Annotated in this window: 12 protein-coding genes; 3 read left to right on the top strand and 9 right to left on the bottom strand. The window is 42.8% G+C overall.

Annotated elements, in window-relative coordinates; genetic code table 11:
- The first annotated feature begins 17 nt into the window (after positions 1-17).
- Positions 18-2,375: an ATP-dependent helicase gene (locus tag KDN43_RS01960; RefSeq protein WP_238868023.1), complete on the top strand. Its 2,358-nt coding sequence runs from the start codon at positions 18-20 to the stop codon at positions 2,373-2,375.
- A 226-nt stretch (positions 2,376-2,601) separates the two neighbouring features.
- Complete coding sequence (locus KDN43_RS01965) at positions 2,602-4,266, top strand: diphosphate--fructose-6-phosphate 1-phosphotransferase (protein WP_238868024.1); 1,665 nt, start codon at positions 2,602-2,604, stop codon at positions 4,264-4,266.
- A 106-nt stretch (positions 4,267-4,372) separates the two neighbouring features.
- On the opposite strand, the gene KDN43_RS01970 is transcribed toward KDN43_RS01965, so the two are convergent.
- From KDN43_RS01970 to dapA, 9 genes are all read right to left on the bottom strand, one after another.
- Positions 4,373-6,502 (bottom strand): peptidylprolyl isomerase, encoded by a 2,130-nt coding sequence (locus KDN43_RS01970; protein WP_238868025.1) that lies wholly within the window; start codon positions 6,500-6,502, stop codon positions 4,373-4,375.
- Between the two features lie 118 nt (positions 6,503-6,620).
- A complete protein-coding gene (locus KDN43_RS01975; RefSeq protein ID WP_238868026.1) occupies positions 6,621-7,907 on the bottom strand; it encodes a hemolysin family protein in 1,287 nt (428 codons plus the stop codon).
- A gap of 12 nt (positions 7,908-7,919) precedes the next feature.
- Positions 7,920-8,597 (bottom strand): LPS export ABC transporter periplasmic protein LptC, encoded by a 678-nt coding sequence (gene lptC, locus KDN43_RS01980; RefSeq protein ID WP_238868027.1) that lies wholly within the window; start codon positions 8,595-8,597, stop codon positions 7,920-7,922.
- Between the two features lie 21 nt (positions 8,598-8,618).
- Positions 8,619-9,983: a tetratricopeptide repeat protein gene (locus KDN43_RS01985; RefSeq protein ID WP_238868028.1), complete on the bottom strand. Its 1,365-nt coding sequence runs from the start codon at positions 9,981-9,983 to the stop codon at positions 8,619-8,621.
- A gap of 115 nt (positions 9,984-10,098) precedes the next feature.
- Positions 10,099-11,481 (bottom strand): hypothetical protein, encoded by a 1,383-nt coding sequence (locus tag KDN43_RS01990; protein WP_238868029.1) that lies wholly within the window; start codon positions 11,479-11,481, stop codon positions 10,099-10,101.
- A gap of 136 nt (positions 11,482-11,617) precedes the next feature.
- Positions 11,618-12,175 carry a nitroreductase family protein gene (locus KDN43_RS01995; protein WP_238868030.1) on the bottom strand — a complete coding sequence of 186 codons (558 nt, stop codon included), beginning with the start codon at positions 12,173-12,175 and terminating at the stop codon, positions 11,618-11,620.
- Positions 12,176-12,307: 132 nt separating this feature from the next.
- Positions 12,308-12,931 carry a riboflavin synthase gene (locus tag KDN43_RS02000; RefSeq protein ID WP_238868031.1) on the bottom strand — a complete coding sequence of 208 codons (624 nt, stop codon included), beginning with the start codon at positions 12,929-12,931 and terminating at the stop codon, positions 12,308-12,310.
- Positions 12,932-12,978: 47 nt separating this feature from the next.
- A complete protein-coding gene (locus KDN43_RS02005) occupies positions 12,979-15,012 on the bottom strand; it encodes a M13 family metallopeptidase (protein ID WP_238868032.1) in 2,034 nt (677 codons plus the stop codon).
- A gap of 64 nt (positions 15,013-15,076) precedes the next feature.
- The gene (gene dapA, locus KDN43_RS02010; RefSeq protein ID WP_238868033.1) at positions 15,077-15,964 is read right to left on the bottom strand and encodes a 4-hydroxy-tetrahydrodipicolinate synthase; all 888 of its coding nucleotides are present in this window, start codon (positions 15,962-15,964) and stop codon (positions 15,077-15,079) included.
- A 288-nt stretch (positions 15,965-16,252) separates the two neighbouring features.
- Between dapA and KDN43_RS02015 the strand changes: the two genes are divergently transcribed.
- Positions 16,253-17,281 (top strand): TerC/Alx family metal homeostasis membrane protein, encoded by a 1,029-nt coding sequence (locus KDN43_RS02015; RefSeq protein ID WP_238868034.1) that lies wholly within the window; start codon positions 16,253-16,255, stop codon positions 17,279-17,281.
- Positions 17,282-17,390: the final 109 nt, after the last annotated feature.

Below are 17,390 nucleotides of genomic sequence, written 5' to 3' on the forward strand. Positions count from 1 at the left end.
TTCGTACTTTTGTGGTTATGTACAAAACCAAAAAGAATTCATATTCAGAGTTGCTTAATCAACTGAACGATGCGCAACGGGCAGCCGTAGAGTTTTGCGACGGACCGTCACTCGTGATAGCGGGTGCAGGATCCGGGAAAACACGTATGCTTACATATAAGATAGCCTATCTGCTTGAACAGGGCCTCCCTCCATACTACATACTTGCCCTCACATTTACCAATAAAGCCGCACGCGAAATGAAATCGCGTATCTCTGGACTGGTAGGCGAAAAAAGAGCACGCAGCCTCTGGATGGGCACCTTCCACTCAATCTTTTCGCGCATTTTGCGCAATGAGGCAGAAGCCATTGGATTCCAGTCGAATTTCACCATATTCGATTCATCTGACTCAAACAACCTGATAAGGCTTATCATAAAGGATATGGGCCTTGATGACAAAATATACAGGCCGGGGCCGGTACATGGACAGATATCGCGGGCCAAAAACAGCCTTATAACCCCTGCCATGTACGAAACCAACGCTGAGATAATGCAGTTCGACCGCAAGTCCGGGCGCCCAATGCTCTTTGAGATATACCAGCAGTACCAGAACAGGCTTAGAACGGGGAACAGCATGGATTTTGACGACTTGCTGATGTACACAAATATTTTATTCCGCGACCATAAGGATGTGCTGGAGAAATACCGCAATCAGTTTCAATATATTCTGGTGGATGAATATCAGGACACCAACTTTGCACAGCATCTTATTGTAAAACAGCTTGCCGATGTGCACCACAGAGTATGTGTGGTGGGTGATGATGCGCAGAGTATCTATTCGTTTCGAGGTGCAAAAATCGATAATATCCTGAATTTCAAATCCAACTTCCCTGAAACACGGACTTTTAAACTTGAACGGAACTACCGCTCTACACAAAATATAGTGAATGCAGCGAACAGCCTTATAAAAAAGAACACAGAACAGATTTACAAAGAGGTGTTCTCTGAAAACGAAAAGGGGGAGAAAATTGAAATCAAAAGTGCTTTTTCCGATTTCGAAGAGGGCCTCATTGTCTCAAACAAAATAGCCCGGAGGAGGCTTGAAGATCATGATGCTTTCAGTGATTTTGCCATTCTGTACCGTACAAACGCCCAGTCACGTATCTTTGAGGAGGCGTTGAGAAAGAACAATATACCTTACCGAATTTACGGCGGATTATCGTTCTATCAGCGTAAAGAGATAAAAGATGTAATCAGCTACTTCCGCCTAATTGTGAATCCCAATGACGAAGATGCTTTTCGTCGCGTCATCAAATATCCTTCACGGGGAATAGGCGATGTAACGCTTGGTAAGATCTCTTCGGCAGCACAACTTCATAACACTAGCCTTTGGAGCATAGTGGCTTCACCATTGGAGTATAATCTGGATGTGAACACTGGAACAGCAAAAAAACTGGCTGGTTTCCATCAACTTATCAGCGATTTTATCAATAAAAATGATGCGCTCAACGCTTATGAGCTGGCGCAGGAAGTGATTAAAGACAGCGGAATTGCTAAGGATGCATACGATGATATGACACCCGAGGGGATGAGCCGCATGCAAAATATTCAGGAACTGCTCAACGCAATAAACGAGTTTGTTACCTCCAGGCTGGAGGAGGGTGAGGAGAAAGTTCAGCTGGCCGATTTTCTTTCGGAAGTGTCACTTCTGACAGACCTGGATACAGACAAGGAAGCTGATAATGAAAAGGTGACCCTTATGACAGTCCATTCAGCGAAGGGGCTTGAATTTAATCATGTTTTCGTAGTGGGTATGGAGGAAGATCTGTTCCCTTCGGCAATGGCAAAATCAGAAATACGGGGGCTGGAAGAGGAGCGCCGCCTGTTTTACGTGGCAATTACCAGGGCAAAGAAAACATGTACCATCACCTACGCAAAAAGCAGGTTTAAAAACGGGGTTATCAACCAGGCTAAGGAGAGCAGGTTCCTGAATGATATTGACAGGTCGTTTATCTCCATGGAAAGTTCTGCTGCCTCCGGCGTTACACGTTCTGCACCATCGGATGATTTCTGGGGTACGATGCGTGAAGAACGGCTGGGACGAGAGAGCCGGTTTCAGAAAAAAAACGCTCCCGCTTCCCGGGTAACTTCTCAAAGAAAATTTGTCCCCGTGCATGACAGGCCTTCAAATATACCATTATCGGAAGAGGCTAAAGAGTTGGCTGTAGGCCATATAATTGAGCATGAAAGATTCGGCCGCGGCGTGGTTACATCTATCGAGATGAGTGGCAACGACCGACGTGCCTTTGTGGAGTTCGATTCTGCAGGGAGAAAACAGCTGTTGCTTAAATTCGCGAAATTTACCATTGTTGGGACCAAAAACAGCGATAAATAGCCATGGGCAGTAACTTCTCACTTACTTTGCCTTAATCATGTATTATCATATTAATAGCAAATAAGGCGAAATTGTTCACTGAAGTTGGAAATTTTGATTTTTACTTGACTTCTGCTCTATTAACTTATCGAAAATATTCACTATTTTGAGGAAAAAATAGTATTTTTGGGGTTCGATTCGAACGAACTGCATTTAAAGTTAGAAAATAATCATAAAATTCATTTCAATGACAAAAAGCGCTTTACAAATTGCACGGGCAAGCTATGAGCCCAAAATGCCTGAAGGATTAATGGACAATGTGACAATTGAAGAGGGTGCCGCTACTGATTCGGTAAACGATCAGAAAGAAATAGAGCAACTTTTCCCTCACACCTATGGAATGCCAATCGTAAAATTCATCAGGACAACCGGTAAACCGGGAATGGATGAACCGGTGAATGTCGGTGTAATTCTCTCGGGCGGACAGGCTCCGGGTGGACACAATGTGATTGCTGGACTTTTCGATGGAATAAAAAGATTGCATCCTGACAGTAAACTATATGGTTTTATTCTTGGTCCCGCAGGCCTGATAAACCACGAATATAAGGAACTTACATCCGGTATAATTGATGAGTACCGCAACACGGGAGGATTCGATATAATTGGTTCCGGACGTACTAAGCTGGAAACAGAAGAACAATTCGACAAGGGTTTAGAGATACTGAAAAAGCTGAATATAAAAGCATTGGTAATAATTGGAGGAGATGACTCAAACACAAACGCCTGTGTACTGGCAGAATACTATGAATCAATAAACGCAGGAGTACAGGTTATAGGATGCCCTAAAACCATTGATGGCGACCTCAAGAACGAACAGATTGAGACCTCTTTCGGATTCGATACGGCATGCAAAGTATATTCCGAATTGATTGGGAACATTCAACGCGATTGCAACTCGGCACGAAAATACTGGCACTTTATAAAGGTAATGGGCCGGTCTGCTTCGCATATTGCCCTGGAGTGCGCACTGCAAACACATCCAAATATATGCATCGTCTCGGAAGAGGTTGAATCAAAAAAGCAATCTCTGGATGATATAATTGACTATATTGCCGGGGTAATAGCAAAACGAGCCGAGGCAGGGTTGAATTTTGGGACTGTGGTAATTCCTGAAGGTTTGATAGAGTTTATACCGGCAATGAAGAAATTGATCAGGGAACTGAATGATTTCCTTGCTGATAACCAGGAAGAGTTTGATCTGGTTCGCCGCTCAGGAAAACGCGACTATATAATCAGCAAGCTGTCGCCTGAGAATGCAGAGATCTATGCCAGCCTGCCGGAAACGGTTGCACGCCAGCTTACACTTGATCGCGACCCTCACGGTAATGTGCAGGTTTCGCTGATAGAGACCGAGAAGCTTTTGGCTGAAATGGTGAAAAAACGCCTCGATATATGGAAAGGAGAGGGAAAATATAATGGCAAATTCGCGAGCATCACTCACTTCTTTGGGTATGAAGGACGTTGTGCAGCACCTTCTAACTATGATGCCGACTACTGTTATTCACTCGGGTACACGGCATCAATGCTTATTGCCGCAGGAAAGACCGGGTACATGTCATCAGTACGTAATACCACTGCTCCGGCCAGCGAATGGATAGCAGGCGGAATACCAATTACCATGATGATGAATATGGAACACCGCAACGGAGAATTAAAACCGGTTATTCAGAAAGCATTGGTTGATCTGGAAGGAGCGCCTTTCAAATACTTTAAAAGCCAGAGGGACAAGTGGGCTGAAGCTACCGACTATGTATATCCGGGCCCTATACAGTACTTCGGGCCTGCTGAAGTATGCGATCAACCGAGTAAGACAATGCAGCTGGAACAAACCGGCAAAATTGAGATACAGTAGTTACAGAACAGTAAATTAAATGGAATATTAAAAAAAGGGGCGTCTTGCATAAGACGCCCCTTTTTTATTGTCTGTTACGGAAGTGTGAATATAAAAATGGAATGAATCAGAAGAATTTGTGCCGATTATCTTCAACCCCCAGTTTTCTTTTCAACACTTCAAAAGACTGCATCTGAAGGCGATAAGCATTATTACTCATAATAATGTTTTTCTGTCCTTCGGCATTATATTCCTCAGTACCCTGGGTACGACCGGTAACCTTTGTTACGTAAACACCCATATTGCCTTCCATAGGGCCAATGATTTTATTAAGCGGCGCAAAAGCAGATACTGCATTCAGCACGGGCTCAAAACCCAATCCTGTAATATTGCGGGTATTGAAGTTTACAAAACGCACGGTGTCGGCACTTGAGTTCATCCCGGAGGCATAGTCATCTATTGATGAAAGGCTTTTTGACTGCAAGCCGGCAATAATCTTCTCGGCTTTCTTCTTGTTTACCAGCTGCATGCGGATACCTGAGGAGACCTCGGACAAAGGTGTTGTGCCGGCAGGGACCACCTGTTCAACCCGGGCTATGACCCTCAAATTGGTAAGATCGAACTTCTTAACAGTACCCTGTTTTTTTTCATTAGCTGCCCACGTAATAATCTGGCGAGAGCCAGGCAACTGAGCAAGCGAGTGATCGCTTGCAGAAACAGTGACATTAGGCATAACCATGTACCCTCTTTCAGAGGCCAGTTCATTGAATTTTTCTCCTACACCTGGTGTTGAGACAAACTGATTTAATTCGTTGTCAACATTGTTTGAGGTCTTCTCGCTTGCAGGGACAGGCATATTGATTATCGCAACCTTATATTTATTTACAGGACGGGTTTTCTCTTCAACCTGAACAATAAGCTGCTGCCCGGGAACCACTAGCTTTAACGGCTGGCCTACCGGAGAGTTAAAAACCGTTTTCACGAAATCAGAACCAAATGTTACAAGATCTATTTCTCTTGCCCAACCAACATCACCGCCATTGGAGGAAGGATTGAGGCTGTTTGCAACATCGGCAAAAGTATGCCCGTCGCGCAATAATCCGTATATGCTGTCTGTGAAGTTTGTCACAGCCGAATCCTGCCCTACAACGGATGCATCGGGTATAGCCATCATTCTGAGGTGAACAGAATCGGATGCTGTTGTCCTGTCTATCAGCTTATAAACCTGATAGGAATCTCCATCGCGTGCAGGCCCGAACATCTCGCCTATCTCTGCCGAACGTACAAATTCTATCTGATCAGGGGTTAGCATTATTTCGCTTACAAACACATCCCTGTAAGGGGTGTCTGAATAGTCGGCTACTATGGCAGCAGGGTTTGCACTGTTCTGTAATTCCGTGTAAGCTTTTTCAGACTCGGCCCCCACCTCTGCATAATCCTCCTCACTAGGAACAATCTCCTTAGTGAAGTAAGAGAGTTTAACAAGTGGAGTCTCAAGCCTGAACGATTTTTTATGCTTATCGTAAAATGCCTTTATATCGCTATCGGTAACTGTTACAGCCGAATCGGGAATAGTAAAGTAGCTCTGCATTACATACTCTATGTCTGCGTTTTGCTGTGAGAGTTCGAAAGAGGTCTTTGCCTCCATTTCGTTCACAATAACTACATTAGACAACAATGAAATGTACTTCTCCTCAAGCCGCTGTGTTCTTACCATCTCTTCTATGAAGAGCCACAATGATTTGTATCTGTTCACTAAAGCCTGCTCCTGAGGATTGGGGCTTGGCATGTTTATGGTATTTATAAAATCGACGAGTGCCTGACGACTGAATATTCCTGTTTGCGGATCAATGAAAAAAGGCAGCTGCTGCAATACAGGTGAAATAAATTCTCCGTGTACCAGGTCGTTGATCTCTTTTTTTGTAACTGTGAGACCTAATTTTTTTGTTTGATGAGCAAGAAGACGTTCACGGACCATTTGCTGATACACTGCCTCACGGATCTGGGAAGAGATATTCTCATCGAGTGATGTCTGACCGCTGACCATCTTTTGAAACTCCTCGAACTCCGTGATCTTATCGGCATATTTCTGTGTAGATATAACCTCTCCGTTAACCAGGAACGCCTTGTCGCGCACTTTTCCTAAAAAAGTCGATCCTGATGTGAACAGGTCTCCCAAAACAAACGCAAGAAGCGCAACGCCAATAACTATTACCAGAAGTGCACCTTTATCTCTGATCTTTTGTAAAGTAGCCATTTAACTATCTTTTATAACTTTTTAAACATTAAAAATACTGACTCAAATGAGGGCACGAAGTTAGTAAAAATAAAGCAGATAAAGATATTTTTTTTAAGAAATATGAGCATGAATCGCATTAAAATGTTATTTTGTCGTCTCTGTCGTTTACTGTTGTTAATCGCACTACCTCAATTTTACGTGCTGTAACTTTCAGTATTTTGAAAGTCAGTTTCCCAATGGTTATTGTCTCATAAGTCTTTGGAAAACGTTGAGTGTGATGCAGAAGATATCCTGCTATGGTTGAGTATTCGTCAGATTCCGGAATATCAAGGTTATACACATCGTTAAGGTGGTCGATCTCTACACGGCCCGATAAAATAAATTCGTTCTCTCCCTCCTGTTTCACGAATTTCGATTCCACATCGTATTCATCTTCAATATCCCCGAAAATCTCTTCCACCAGATCTTCCATGGTCACAATGCCCGATGTGCTGCCAAACTCATCCACTACCACTGCTATGCTTTTATGCTGTTGCATCAGATCGCTCATAAGCCGGTTTGCCGGCATGCTTTCGGGAACAAAGGAGATTGTAGCCACATTGTTTGTCCAGTCCTTAGGGTTATTAAAAATCTCCCACATGTGAATGTAACCTACAATATTGTCTATATCTTCTTTAAAGACAAGAATTCTGGAGATACCTGTCTCAATAAATTTTTCTTTCAGCGTATTCAGGTCTGTATCTAAGCTAACCCCCACGATATCTGCCCTCGGAATCATACAATCCCTTATTTTCATGGTAGAGAACTCAAGCGCGTTACGGAAAATTTTAACCTCGGAGTCAACATCTCTCTCTTTTCCCATATCGTCGATACTCTTCTTCAGATAGGTATCGAAGTCAACCCTGGTGAATGCTTTCTGATTCGATTCAGGCGGGCGGATGCCAAACAGTTTCAATACCAGTCGTGAAAGCAGTACGAAAAATGACGCGAATGGATACAATAGTATGTAAAAAATAAAAGCAGGAATAATAAGAAGGTTCACCCAAAAATTGGGGTTACTCCTGAACAGGATGCGTGGAATATATTCACCGGTAAGCAAAGTAATGATTGTTACACATATAATGACTAGCAACAGTCGTAACAGGGAGCTTTGCACTATGCCATCAAGCTTATGGTGAGAGATGAGGATTGTGAAATATACAAAAAACACCAGCGCGATCACCTTCCCTGTCATTAGCGATGTAAGGAACTTTCTCGGATGGCGGTAAATAGCATTAAGCAAGTAGTTGTAAAAGCCTGCAGATTGGTTTCCTACAGCATATCTAAGCTTGTCTGAGGAAGTGAATGCCTCTTCAATGCCTGAAAAGAACAGGGAAAGAATAATAAATGCAATCCACCACCCTATTAGCAAAGAATCCGGCATTTGTTATGTTTTTTATCTGTTTTTATCAACCTGTTGCACTTTGTCTGACAATACAGGTTCTACATCCGGTTCAATTAGTGCTCCGGACTCTAACGTGTCTGAGGGTGGGTTATCTGAAAACAGGAATATACCGTCGTGGGGACGGAATATTCGATATTCTGTCATCGACTGGTTAGATTCAAATCCATAGCCCTTTATCTCCTTTTCGCCACTCTTTATCTCAATATATGCATCTGAATAAACTTTAGCACTTTCTTTATCCCAGAAAAGTTCATCACTGTCGAATTGCTCTCCCTTCATGTTTTCAACATGGACGTTTTTCTTCAGCCTCCACATATCTTTGGTGCTGTAATACCATGCGGTATCTGCTTCTATCGTTGCCTCAATTTCAAAATCGGGTGCAAACTGCTCCAGATAGAGCCCTTCGGGGAAAAACCAGTAAGGTTCCTTTGCCTTGTCGAATACCATCCATACATCAGCAACCAGTTTATAACGGGTAATGCCGGAGTCGGAAATAAGTGTTGAGATAGTGTCAGTGACCATTGTGGGAACAAGCTCAGAGTTGTAATCAAATGCCACAAGATCTTCGTTCTTGTCTTTACAAGATATAAAATAAAGCGACATAACAACCACAATAAAGGTGGTTGTTATGAGCCGTTTGTATCTTATATTGTGTTGTTTATTCAACACTTTTCCTGTTTGTTTTCATTATTATCTCAACCGTACGGTTGTGGTTTCACCAATCCAACCAGGGATAAATATAGATTCACCAGCTTTTATTCCCATCATAAAGGCCGTCTCGGCATCCATGAAAGCAGCTGAATACCTGTTGATAAGGCTGTTTGCCTTAGAAGCTACGCTGGGATCAACAGCTCTCGCTTTTTGAAGCTTATCAACAGCAGCAAGATAAACCAAACCAGCTTTTTCAGGTTCGGAGAATATATTGTTAGCTGAGCTGGCATACAACTGAGCGATCAGAATATATGCTTCACCGTTGTTGGGATTATATTCCAACGCATCATATGCTGCTTGCCTTGCTTTGGCGAAATTTCTCTGGTTAGAAAATATACCGGCAAGCTGCATCATGTAATCGGAAGACTTATTTTTATCGGTCTCCATCCTGGCTGCATCCTCGTAATATTTCAAAGCAGTATCGTAATCTTTGTCCCTCAGGCTCTTGTTGGCAAGCCCTATGGCAGCACCAGCAGAAGGCTCAAGCTCGTACAAATACTCTGAAGTGGAAAAATAGAGATCGGTTTCAGAACAACCTACAGATCCCAGTGCATTAAGCACTTCGTTGAGGAACACTTTGTCTGTTTTGTTTGGCTCTACCTTATCGGCATAATATTCGGTGAGTGTCTTGCAGTCTCCCGCGCCACTACCCACAAATGCTTTAACTATTCCATCTTTAACCATTCCTAGATAATCGGCGTTAGCCTTATCATCAGCTGCATTTGCATCGGCAATAGCCTGATCAACGTATCCCATTACCATGAAATAGTCTTTTATGAAACGGTCTTTTTTCGAATTATCGTTCAGGTATTCGCTTAGAGAAGCCACCATATAGTATGAATATGCATCAAGGGGATACATTTTGCCTTTCATTTCACCTATTGCCTCTCCTAACCAATCGTAAACAACTCCCTGATCGGCCTTGGATCCCATCATCTCTAGATAGTCATATGTCTTGAATGCAAGGATGGTTCCTTTGGCATCTTCTTCTCCAAAGTATTTAATCCGTGTATCATAAATCTCCATAACCTTATCCAGATATTCTTTTTTCTTTGCTTCATTAGCCTCACTCTCGTAGAGAGACTTGAAAATGCGAGGGCCGTAGATGTAGATATTTTTACTCGACCCGGGGCATTTTTCATATACTGAAGCCCATGGCTTCAAAGCACCCTCATAGGCCTCAGCTTTGGCTGATGTTTGCATTAGGCTTAAATTCTGACGACAGTCAATACTATCCTGTCCGTGTCCGAAAGGTGCTTTTACAGGATCGTATCCTGCTTTCTGGGCGCCAGCGCCAACTATCGTTATGATAGCCACGAAACCAGATAATAATAATTTTTTCATATTACTTAATGTTTTAAATTGTTTCCTTCATTTCTCTGTTGAGGTTTTGACAAAATGTTAAAAGAAAAGTTTAATCATTTAGATACTTTTCTTCATTTTCAAGCTGATAGATTATTTAATTAAACTGCCGTTTAAAGAACCATAGCTCATTAATATTAACATTTATTGATATCTTAAACATATCCTGAGAGATCATAAAATCAGCATCTGGCTGCTGCCTTGTGTAGCCAAACCCAATGTTCAGCATTGAGGTGCGGCCGGACATATAGTCGAGAAAGGGCAATCCAACCCCCACATTTACACCATACTCGCTGAAGGTTCCCATACCTACATCTTTACCGCTAACAGGCTCGTTAATGTTGAAGTTGGTATAGGAATTTTCGTAAGAGACCCCTCCTCTAAAACGTATACGATGAAAAAAATTTGGGCTCATAGGATCTTTCACGTACTCCAGGCCGGCATTAAAACGGTATGAGTTGTTGAAACGGTCTTTTTCAGCCATATCATCTAGCAGATCAGGATATTTTGTATTTTTCCATAACTGGTAGGTTCCGTCAAGCCCAACCAATAGGTTCCCTCTTCTGTATGTAACACCTGCACCAAAAGTATGAGGCAACTGAAAGTTTGCTTTTCGCAACGTATCTGTGGCCAATACCTGAGAAGGTGATAACCAGGGATTCTGATAAGGATCTCCGGTATAAAGCATCTTGGAGGGATTAACATCGGCTTTTGTATTTATTTCGGGAGAATATACTGCCCCGAATGTCAATTCCCGCGACTTGCCTAACGGATAGGTGAACTGAATACCAAAATCATATTTCAAATCACGTATAGTGTACATATATTTTTTTTCGCTCACCAGTGCAGATGCAGATGTGGGGGTAACCACACTGCTGCGTGAAAAATTGCCAAACAGATAGGAAAAATTTGCCCCCACAGATAAATTTTGTATTGGCTCCCATGCAAACCCGCTGAAAACGCGACTTAACCCCCCAGATCCCCTGTAGGCTTCAATATAGTGTGAGTCGGGCAATGAACGTGATGCACCATATTCATATCCCATCTTTGAGTAGGGAAGAAGCCCTATGCCGGCACCAACATTTCGGAAAAGCGGAAACTGTATGGCTATATAATCAAGATTGCCATTATAGAAATCACGCCTGTTTGTACCGTCATCCATATGTGCCAAATGTCCCGATACCCCCATATCAAAGATAAATGTTAGTGAATCAATCTCTGAATAGGATGCAGGGTTGCCGGGGTTTACCTGTTGGCTTCTGCGCAACCCGTAACTGATTCCGCCCATAGCCTCGGAAGCGCCGAACGCCGGGTTAGACAGAAGTCCATACCCATATCTGCTATAGGGAGAATTGGAGCCCACATGTTGTGCAAAAACAACAGCGGCAACCGTAAGAAAAGCGATCAACAAAGAGAAACGTTTTTTCCTAATAATCATCTGTTTCGGTATATAAACCAGCTCTAAGCCGCCTTGTTTCATAAATGTTTTGAAAATACAAAGATGACATATTTTTACGATGTCACCAACAAAACTTCACAAACATCTTGTTAAAAAGATTAAAGTTTAATCTTTATAAACTATTCATTCCGGCCAATCTGCTTTTTTTAATAATCTATTATTTAATGTTGTTCTTGTAGCCATTGTACGAAACCACATCTTCCAGCGGCTTACGTTTTTTTGGCCTTAGAGGCTGCACGCTATACCCAACGGCTATATCTAACCACACCCTCCTGGATTCAGGAATTGACAATAGCCTTCTCATACCAGGTTCATCAAACCAGCCCAGTATGCAGGAGCCAAGCCCCTCGGCATGAGCAGCCAGAACAATATGGGCGGCAATTATGCCAAGATCCATCTGAGCGTAGTCTTTTTGCTTTACCCAGCCCCCGACTCCTGAAGATAAGTTCACCTTCTCCTCAACCAGCACAATATGAACAGGGGCCTGTTTTGTAAAATGATTCATGCCCAAAGAACGAGCTGAGGTAGCTTCGGCCACCCTGTTCTTCAATTCAAAATCATCTACAACTATAATATGCCATGGCTGGGCGTTACATGCTGAAGGGGCAAGACGAGCCACTTCAACTATCCGCTCTATTTTTTCTCTCTCCACCATTCGATCAGGGTCGAATGCACGATCGCTCTGGCGATTGGATACAAATTCAAGAAAATCCATATTATACGTTATCCGTTCACTAATGTCAAACTTTTTCGAACTTTTCCCGCAACCGCAAAAATAAACATATTTACTCTTTTCAGGTTAAAGAAAAAGTTCACTCCATAGTGTAGTGGAATCATGTTTACCTTTCTACTCACCCGGTATATCTAAATAGTTCAGTGCCACTATACGGCTTATATATTTACCTATTATATCAAATTCAAGGTTCACTACTGTTCCCTTTTGTATTTGGTGAAAATTGGTAAACTCATAAGTATAGGGTATTATTGCCACCTTAAAGCTGTTCTCCTCAGGGTCCACAACTGTTAGGCTAACCCCGTTTACTGTTACTGAGCCTTTGTCCACAGTCAAATACCCTTTCTTTGCCATATCCCTGTCAAACTTGTACTCAAAGGTGTAGTACCAGCTGCCATCTGCCTCCACAACATTCTTGCAAACAGCCGTTTGATCGACATGCCCTTGAACAATATGTCCATCAAGGCGTCCATTCATAGGCATACTGCGTTCAAGGTTCACCTTGCTTCCTATCTCCAGAAGGCCTAGATTCGACTTCTCCAGAGTCTCCCGGATGGCAGTCACCGTATATCTGTCGCCATCTATTTCAACCACGGTGAGGCACACTCCGTTATGCGACACGCTCTGATCTACTCTCAGCTCTCCGGTAAAGGAACATGTAAGGGTAATGTGCAGATTTCCTTTCTCCTTGCTAAGCGCTACAACTGTTGCGGCCTCTTCTACTATTCCTGAAAACATCTTAATATTGAATATTTGATAATTAACTGTAATTCACAAAACTATTTTTACCAGATAGAAGCACGCTCTTCGGCGGGCAGGTACATTGGGTCGGAGGGTTCAATACCGAATGCTTCGTACCATGCATCGATATGTGGTAGTGCTCCGTCAACACGCCATCGACCGAGGGAATGCGGGTCAATTTTTGTCAACCGCAAAATTTCGGCATCACGTATATTCCCTGCCCAGAGATTGGCATAACTAAGGAAAAACCGCTGAGAGGGCATAAAACCGTCAATAGTCTCTCCAGTCTGTGCCTGGGCAGTGCTTTGGAAAGCATGATGTGCAACTTGCAGCCCCCCATGGTCGGCAATATTTTCACCAAGCGTGAACTTGCCGTTGGCATGAACGGTATCAAGTACAACAATATTATCAAAATAATCGGTCAGCACTTTGGCTCTCTCCTCGAAACGTTGAGCATCCTCCGCTGTCCACCAGTCGGCCAGGTTTCCGTCTTTATCAAATTTCCGGCCCTGGTCGTCGAACCCATGCGTCATCTCATGCCCGATTACCACACCTATGCCACCGTAGTTTATAGCATCATCGCCATCAATATAAAAGAAAGGAGGCTGAAGTATTCCAGCGGGGAAGCAAATTTCATTTGACGTGGGGTTATAATATGCATTTACTGTCTGGGGCGACATATACCACCTTGTCCTGTCAACCGGTTTGCCCAAGTCGTCAATCATCTCGGCATATGCAAACTCAGAAGCCCGCACTATGTTCTGCCAGTAGGAGTCAGCTTTGATCTCGAGGGTGGAATAATCTTTCCACTTATCGGGATAGCCTATCTTAATAATGAACGTACCCAGCTTCTCCTGTGCTTTCACTTTAGTGACTTCGCTCATCCATTCAAGCTGATTGATACGTTCACTCAATGCCGTTTTAAGGTTATTTACCAGATTGAGCATTCGCTCCTTGGCTTCAGGAGGAAAATATTTCTTCACATAAAGCTGTCCCACAGCTTCTCCCATTGTCCCGTTAACGGCATCGATGCTCCTTCTCCAGCGAGAGCGAAGTTCCTGTCTCCCGCTCAAGGTTCTCCCGTAAAATTCGAAATTTGCATTCACGAAATCGTCACTCAGATATCCAGCTGCTGAATTGATTACCTTCCAGCTAAGGTAATCCTGCAAAACATCCACCGGCTCCCTTTCAATAATTGCGATGGATCTTTTAACTGGCTCTGTCTGCGACACGTTTAAGCTATCAATCCCTTCGGCTCCCACCTCTTTAAAATATAAATCCCATTCAAACGGAGCAATCGTTTTATTGAGTGATGCAACCGCTATTTTATGATAATTCAGTTCGGGCTGACGCCTCATCTCTTTTGTGATGTGAGCGCCGGCAAGTTCCGTTTCAATTTTCATAACGTTCTCAGCAGCCCTCAGGGCAGCATCTTCAGAATAGCCAGCATTACGGAATTGAGCATTTATAAGCTTGTTATACTCTTCGCGTATCATTTTGGAGTGGCTATCCTCTGACAGGTAGTAATCTCTATCACCCATGCTGATACCGGACTGGTAAATATGGGCGATATTCATCCCGCTATTTTTATCGTCGGGCCCTACTGAAAACCCGAAAAACGGATTCGAAGCAAAACGGCTGATTTTTGCCATCAGACGTATGATATCTTTTTTTCCCTTTGCAGCTGCTATTTCTTCAAGTTGTGGAATAATGGGAGTTGCGCCATCGCTGTTTAGCTTAACGCTGTCAAGACCCATCATATAGAGATCACCCACCTTCTGAGCGTTTGACCCGGCGGGATTATCAGTTTTTCCAAGCTCTTCTATCAGCGATTGTATCTGCACCTGATTCTCTTCGCGCAGCTTGTCGAACGAGCCGTAACGGGCATGTTCATCGGGAATGGGGTTGGCCTCCTGCCAGCCCCCGGTAGCATATTTATAAAAACTTTCGCCGTATAAGGCTGATGTATCGATATTTGAGAGGTCAAGCCCCCCCTGGGCATATGTCGTCTTTTTCTGAGTACAACCTGAGGTGATCATTGCTGACAATAGTATTGATGAAAATAAAACTCTCTTCATTTTAAACATGATTGATTTGTTTTGCAAATACAAAAGTACAAAAATATTCCGAAAGAATTTTCAATCAGCTGAACTTAGCCAGTTCTTTTTTAATTTGTTGAAGAGTTTTTTCACTCACAGGCACTAATGGCAGGCGAAGCCTGTTTTTTATCATACCTTTCAGATAAAGGAGACACTTTACTCCTGCAGGATTACCCTCAACGAACATAAGATGGAAAAGTGTATCAAAATCTTCATTCATCTTCCTGCGGATTTCTGATGCATCGCCTTCAAGAGCATTTTTTACCAGCCAGGCCATCTCTTTCGGGAAGGCGTTGCCGAATACCGAGATTACCCCTATTCCGCCAAGTTGTATCACATCGGTAGTAATGGCATCATCACCCGAAATAACGTAAAACCCCTCCGGTGCTCCGTCTATTATGGTTTTTATCTGTTCCAGGTTGCCCGATGCTTCTTTCACGGCTACAATATTTTTACAGTCACGCGCAATGCGTAGTGTTGTTTCGGCCGTCATGTTCACCCCGGTCCTCCCGGGCACATTATATAGTATGATAGGTACCGGAGAGGCTTTTGATAGAGCGCAATAGTGCTGATAAAGCCCTTCCTGAGTGGGCTTGTTGTAATAAGGTGTTACTGAAAGCACTCCACTTATTCCGTAGAAATCGCTACTCCTAAGCTCCTCTGTTAATTCGGCGGTATTGTTGCCCCCCACACCCATTACAACGGGAATCTTGCCATTTACCTTTTCAACAATGAACTTGACCACTTCCTCTCTCTCTTTTTTCGAGAGCGTAGGTGTTTCAGCTGTAGTCCCTAAAGCCACAATATAATCTGTACCATTCTCCAAATGGTATCTTATTAACCGCGAAAGCGCCTCAAAATCCACAGAGCCGTCTTCACAGAAGGGGGTAATAAGTGCTACTCCCAAACCTCTGAATGTTATTTTTGACATGAAATGATAGTTTTTTCCTGCAGTTTATTAACGGAATGCCCATTTTCCGGATAAATTGTTTCCGAAACACAAAGGTACATATTTTTAAAAAAAACAGGGCAACATCGTTCTAAAAAAACTTGACAAGAGAGATTTAGATCAAAAAAACATGTGCATTTAACATAAATTACATCTTCCCGGGTACAACTGATTAAAATAAGTGATATTTTTGAGTGATTTTTGACCGGCAGAAATACCCTTCAACAGTCGCGAGTCCCTTATAAACATTGTATTATAAATCGTCACAAGATGAGTTCAATAACAATTTACTGGCTTGCGTTTATAGCAATTTTTGCCGTTGTTTACGCTATCGACCTGTCCTTAACATCTCTTAAAGGTAGTACCTTAAGTTTAAGGTCTTCATTAAGCTGGACTGCCGTATGGGTATCCGTTGCACTGCTTTTCGGCCTGTCGCTCGCTTTACTTTTCCCACTGGATTCCGGAAGTGCTGTACGTACAGGGCCTGTAATGGCGTCAAAATTTATTGCTGGTTATTTCACTGAATACTCACTATCGGTAGATAATCTTTTTGTCTTTATCCTCATTTTTTCAATGATGGGGATTAAAGCGGACAATCAGCCTAAACTTCTGAAACTTGGCATCCTCATTTCAATTGCTTTGCGCGTACTGTTTATTATTGCCGGGATGGAACTGGTGGAAAAGTTCCACTGGTTAATCTACATTTTTGGGCTGCTGCTTATTTGGACAGCCTATAAAATGGCATTCTCCAAAGAGGAGGAGAGCGTGAATCCGGAGTCGAATATTCTCTATAAGAGTGCATCAAAGCTTTTTCCGGTCGATCCCAATGTCCATTCTCCGCATTTCTTTACAAGAAAAGATGATAAAATTCTGATTACAAACCTTTTTCTAACATTGCTAGTCATCGGGTCAACAGATATCCTTTTTGCTGTAGATTCCATTCCTGCCATTATTGGCGTAATAAAAGAGGGGTCAAACAGCATACTAACTCCCTCTGAAGAGAATTTTATTGCCATCTCCTCAAATCTTTTTGCCGTGATGGGCCTGGTCTCACTGTTCTTTGCCCTGAAAGGGGTTATGAGTATGTTCAGGTATTTGAAAACTGGCGTAAGCGTCATACTCCTTTTTATCGGAGCAAAAATGATTTCAAGCGCTTTTGGGGGAATAAGTAATTTTTTTGCTCAACATTCATGGTTCTCACTGATAGTCATAATTACCATATTGATTGCATCAATCCTGATGTCTATAATTATCACAGAAAAAAGCAGAAGCAGGGAAGCGGCAAAATACAGAAGCTGAAAACTGGCAAAAAAAGCCCCTCTCTGTCATGCGCCGTCTAAAATGTTGGGAGGAAATACAAATCTCTTTAATCACTCTGATAAATCCGGTAGCAAATTGATTCTGAAAT

Origin of the sequence: Proteiniphilum propionicum, from assembly GCF_022267555.1 — a bacterium.
Lineage (GTDB): Bacteria > Bacteroidota > Bacteroidia > Bacteroidales > Dysgonomonadaceae > Proteiniphilum > Proteiniphilum propionicum.

Coding starts and splice junctions, on each gene's coding strand:
- KDN43_RS01960 (WP_238868023.1), top strand. CDS start 18: ATGTACAAAACCAAAAAGAATTCATATTCAGAGTTGCTTAATCAACTG.
- KDN43_RS01965 (WP_238868024.1), top strand. CDS start 2,602: ATGACAAAAAGCGCTTTACAAATTGCACGGGCAAGCTATGAGCCCAAA.
- KDN43_RS01970 (WP_238868025.1), bottom strand. CDS start 6,502: ATGGCTACTTTACAAAAGATCAGAGATAAAGGTGCACTTCTGGTAATA.
- KDN43_RS01975 (WP_238868026.1), bottom strand. CDS start 7,907: ATGCCGGATTCTTTGCTAATAGGGTGGTGGATTGCATTTATTATTCTT.
- KDN43_RS01985 (WP_238868028.1), bottom strand. CDS start 9,983: ATGAAAAAATTATTATTATCTGGTTTCGTGGCTATCATAACGATAGTT.
- KDN43_RS01990 (WP_238868029.1), bottom strand. CDS start 11,481: ATGAAACAAGGCGGCTTAGAGCTGGTTTATATACCGAAACAGATGATT.
- KDN43_RS01995 (WP_238868030.1), bottom strand. CDS start 12,175: ATGGATTTTCTTGAATTTGTATCCAATCGCCAGAGCGATCGTGCATTC.
- KDN43_RS02000 (WP_238868031.1), bottom strand. CDS start 12,931: ATGTTTTCAGGAATAGTAGAAGAGGCCGCAACAGTTGTAGCGCTTAGC.
- KDN43_RS02005 (WP_238868032.1), bottom strand. CDS start 15,012: ATGAAGAGAGTTTTATTTTCATCAATACTATTGTCAGCAATGATCACC.
- dapA (WP_238868033.1), bottom strand. CDS start 15,964: ATGTCAAAAATAACATTCAGAGGTTTGGGAGTAGCACTTATTACCCCC.
- KDN43_RS02015 (WP_238868034.1), top strand. CDS start 16,253: ATGAGTTCAATAACAATTTACTGGCTTGCGTTTATAGCAATTTTTGCC.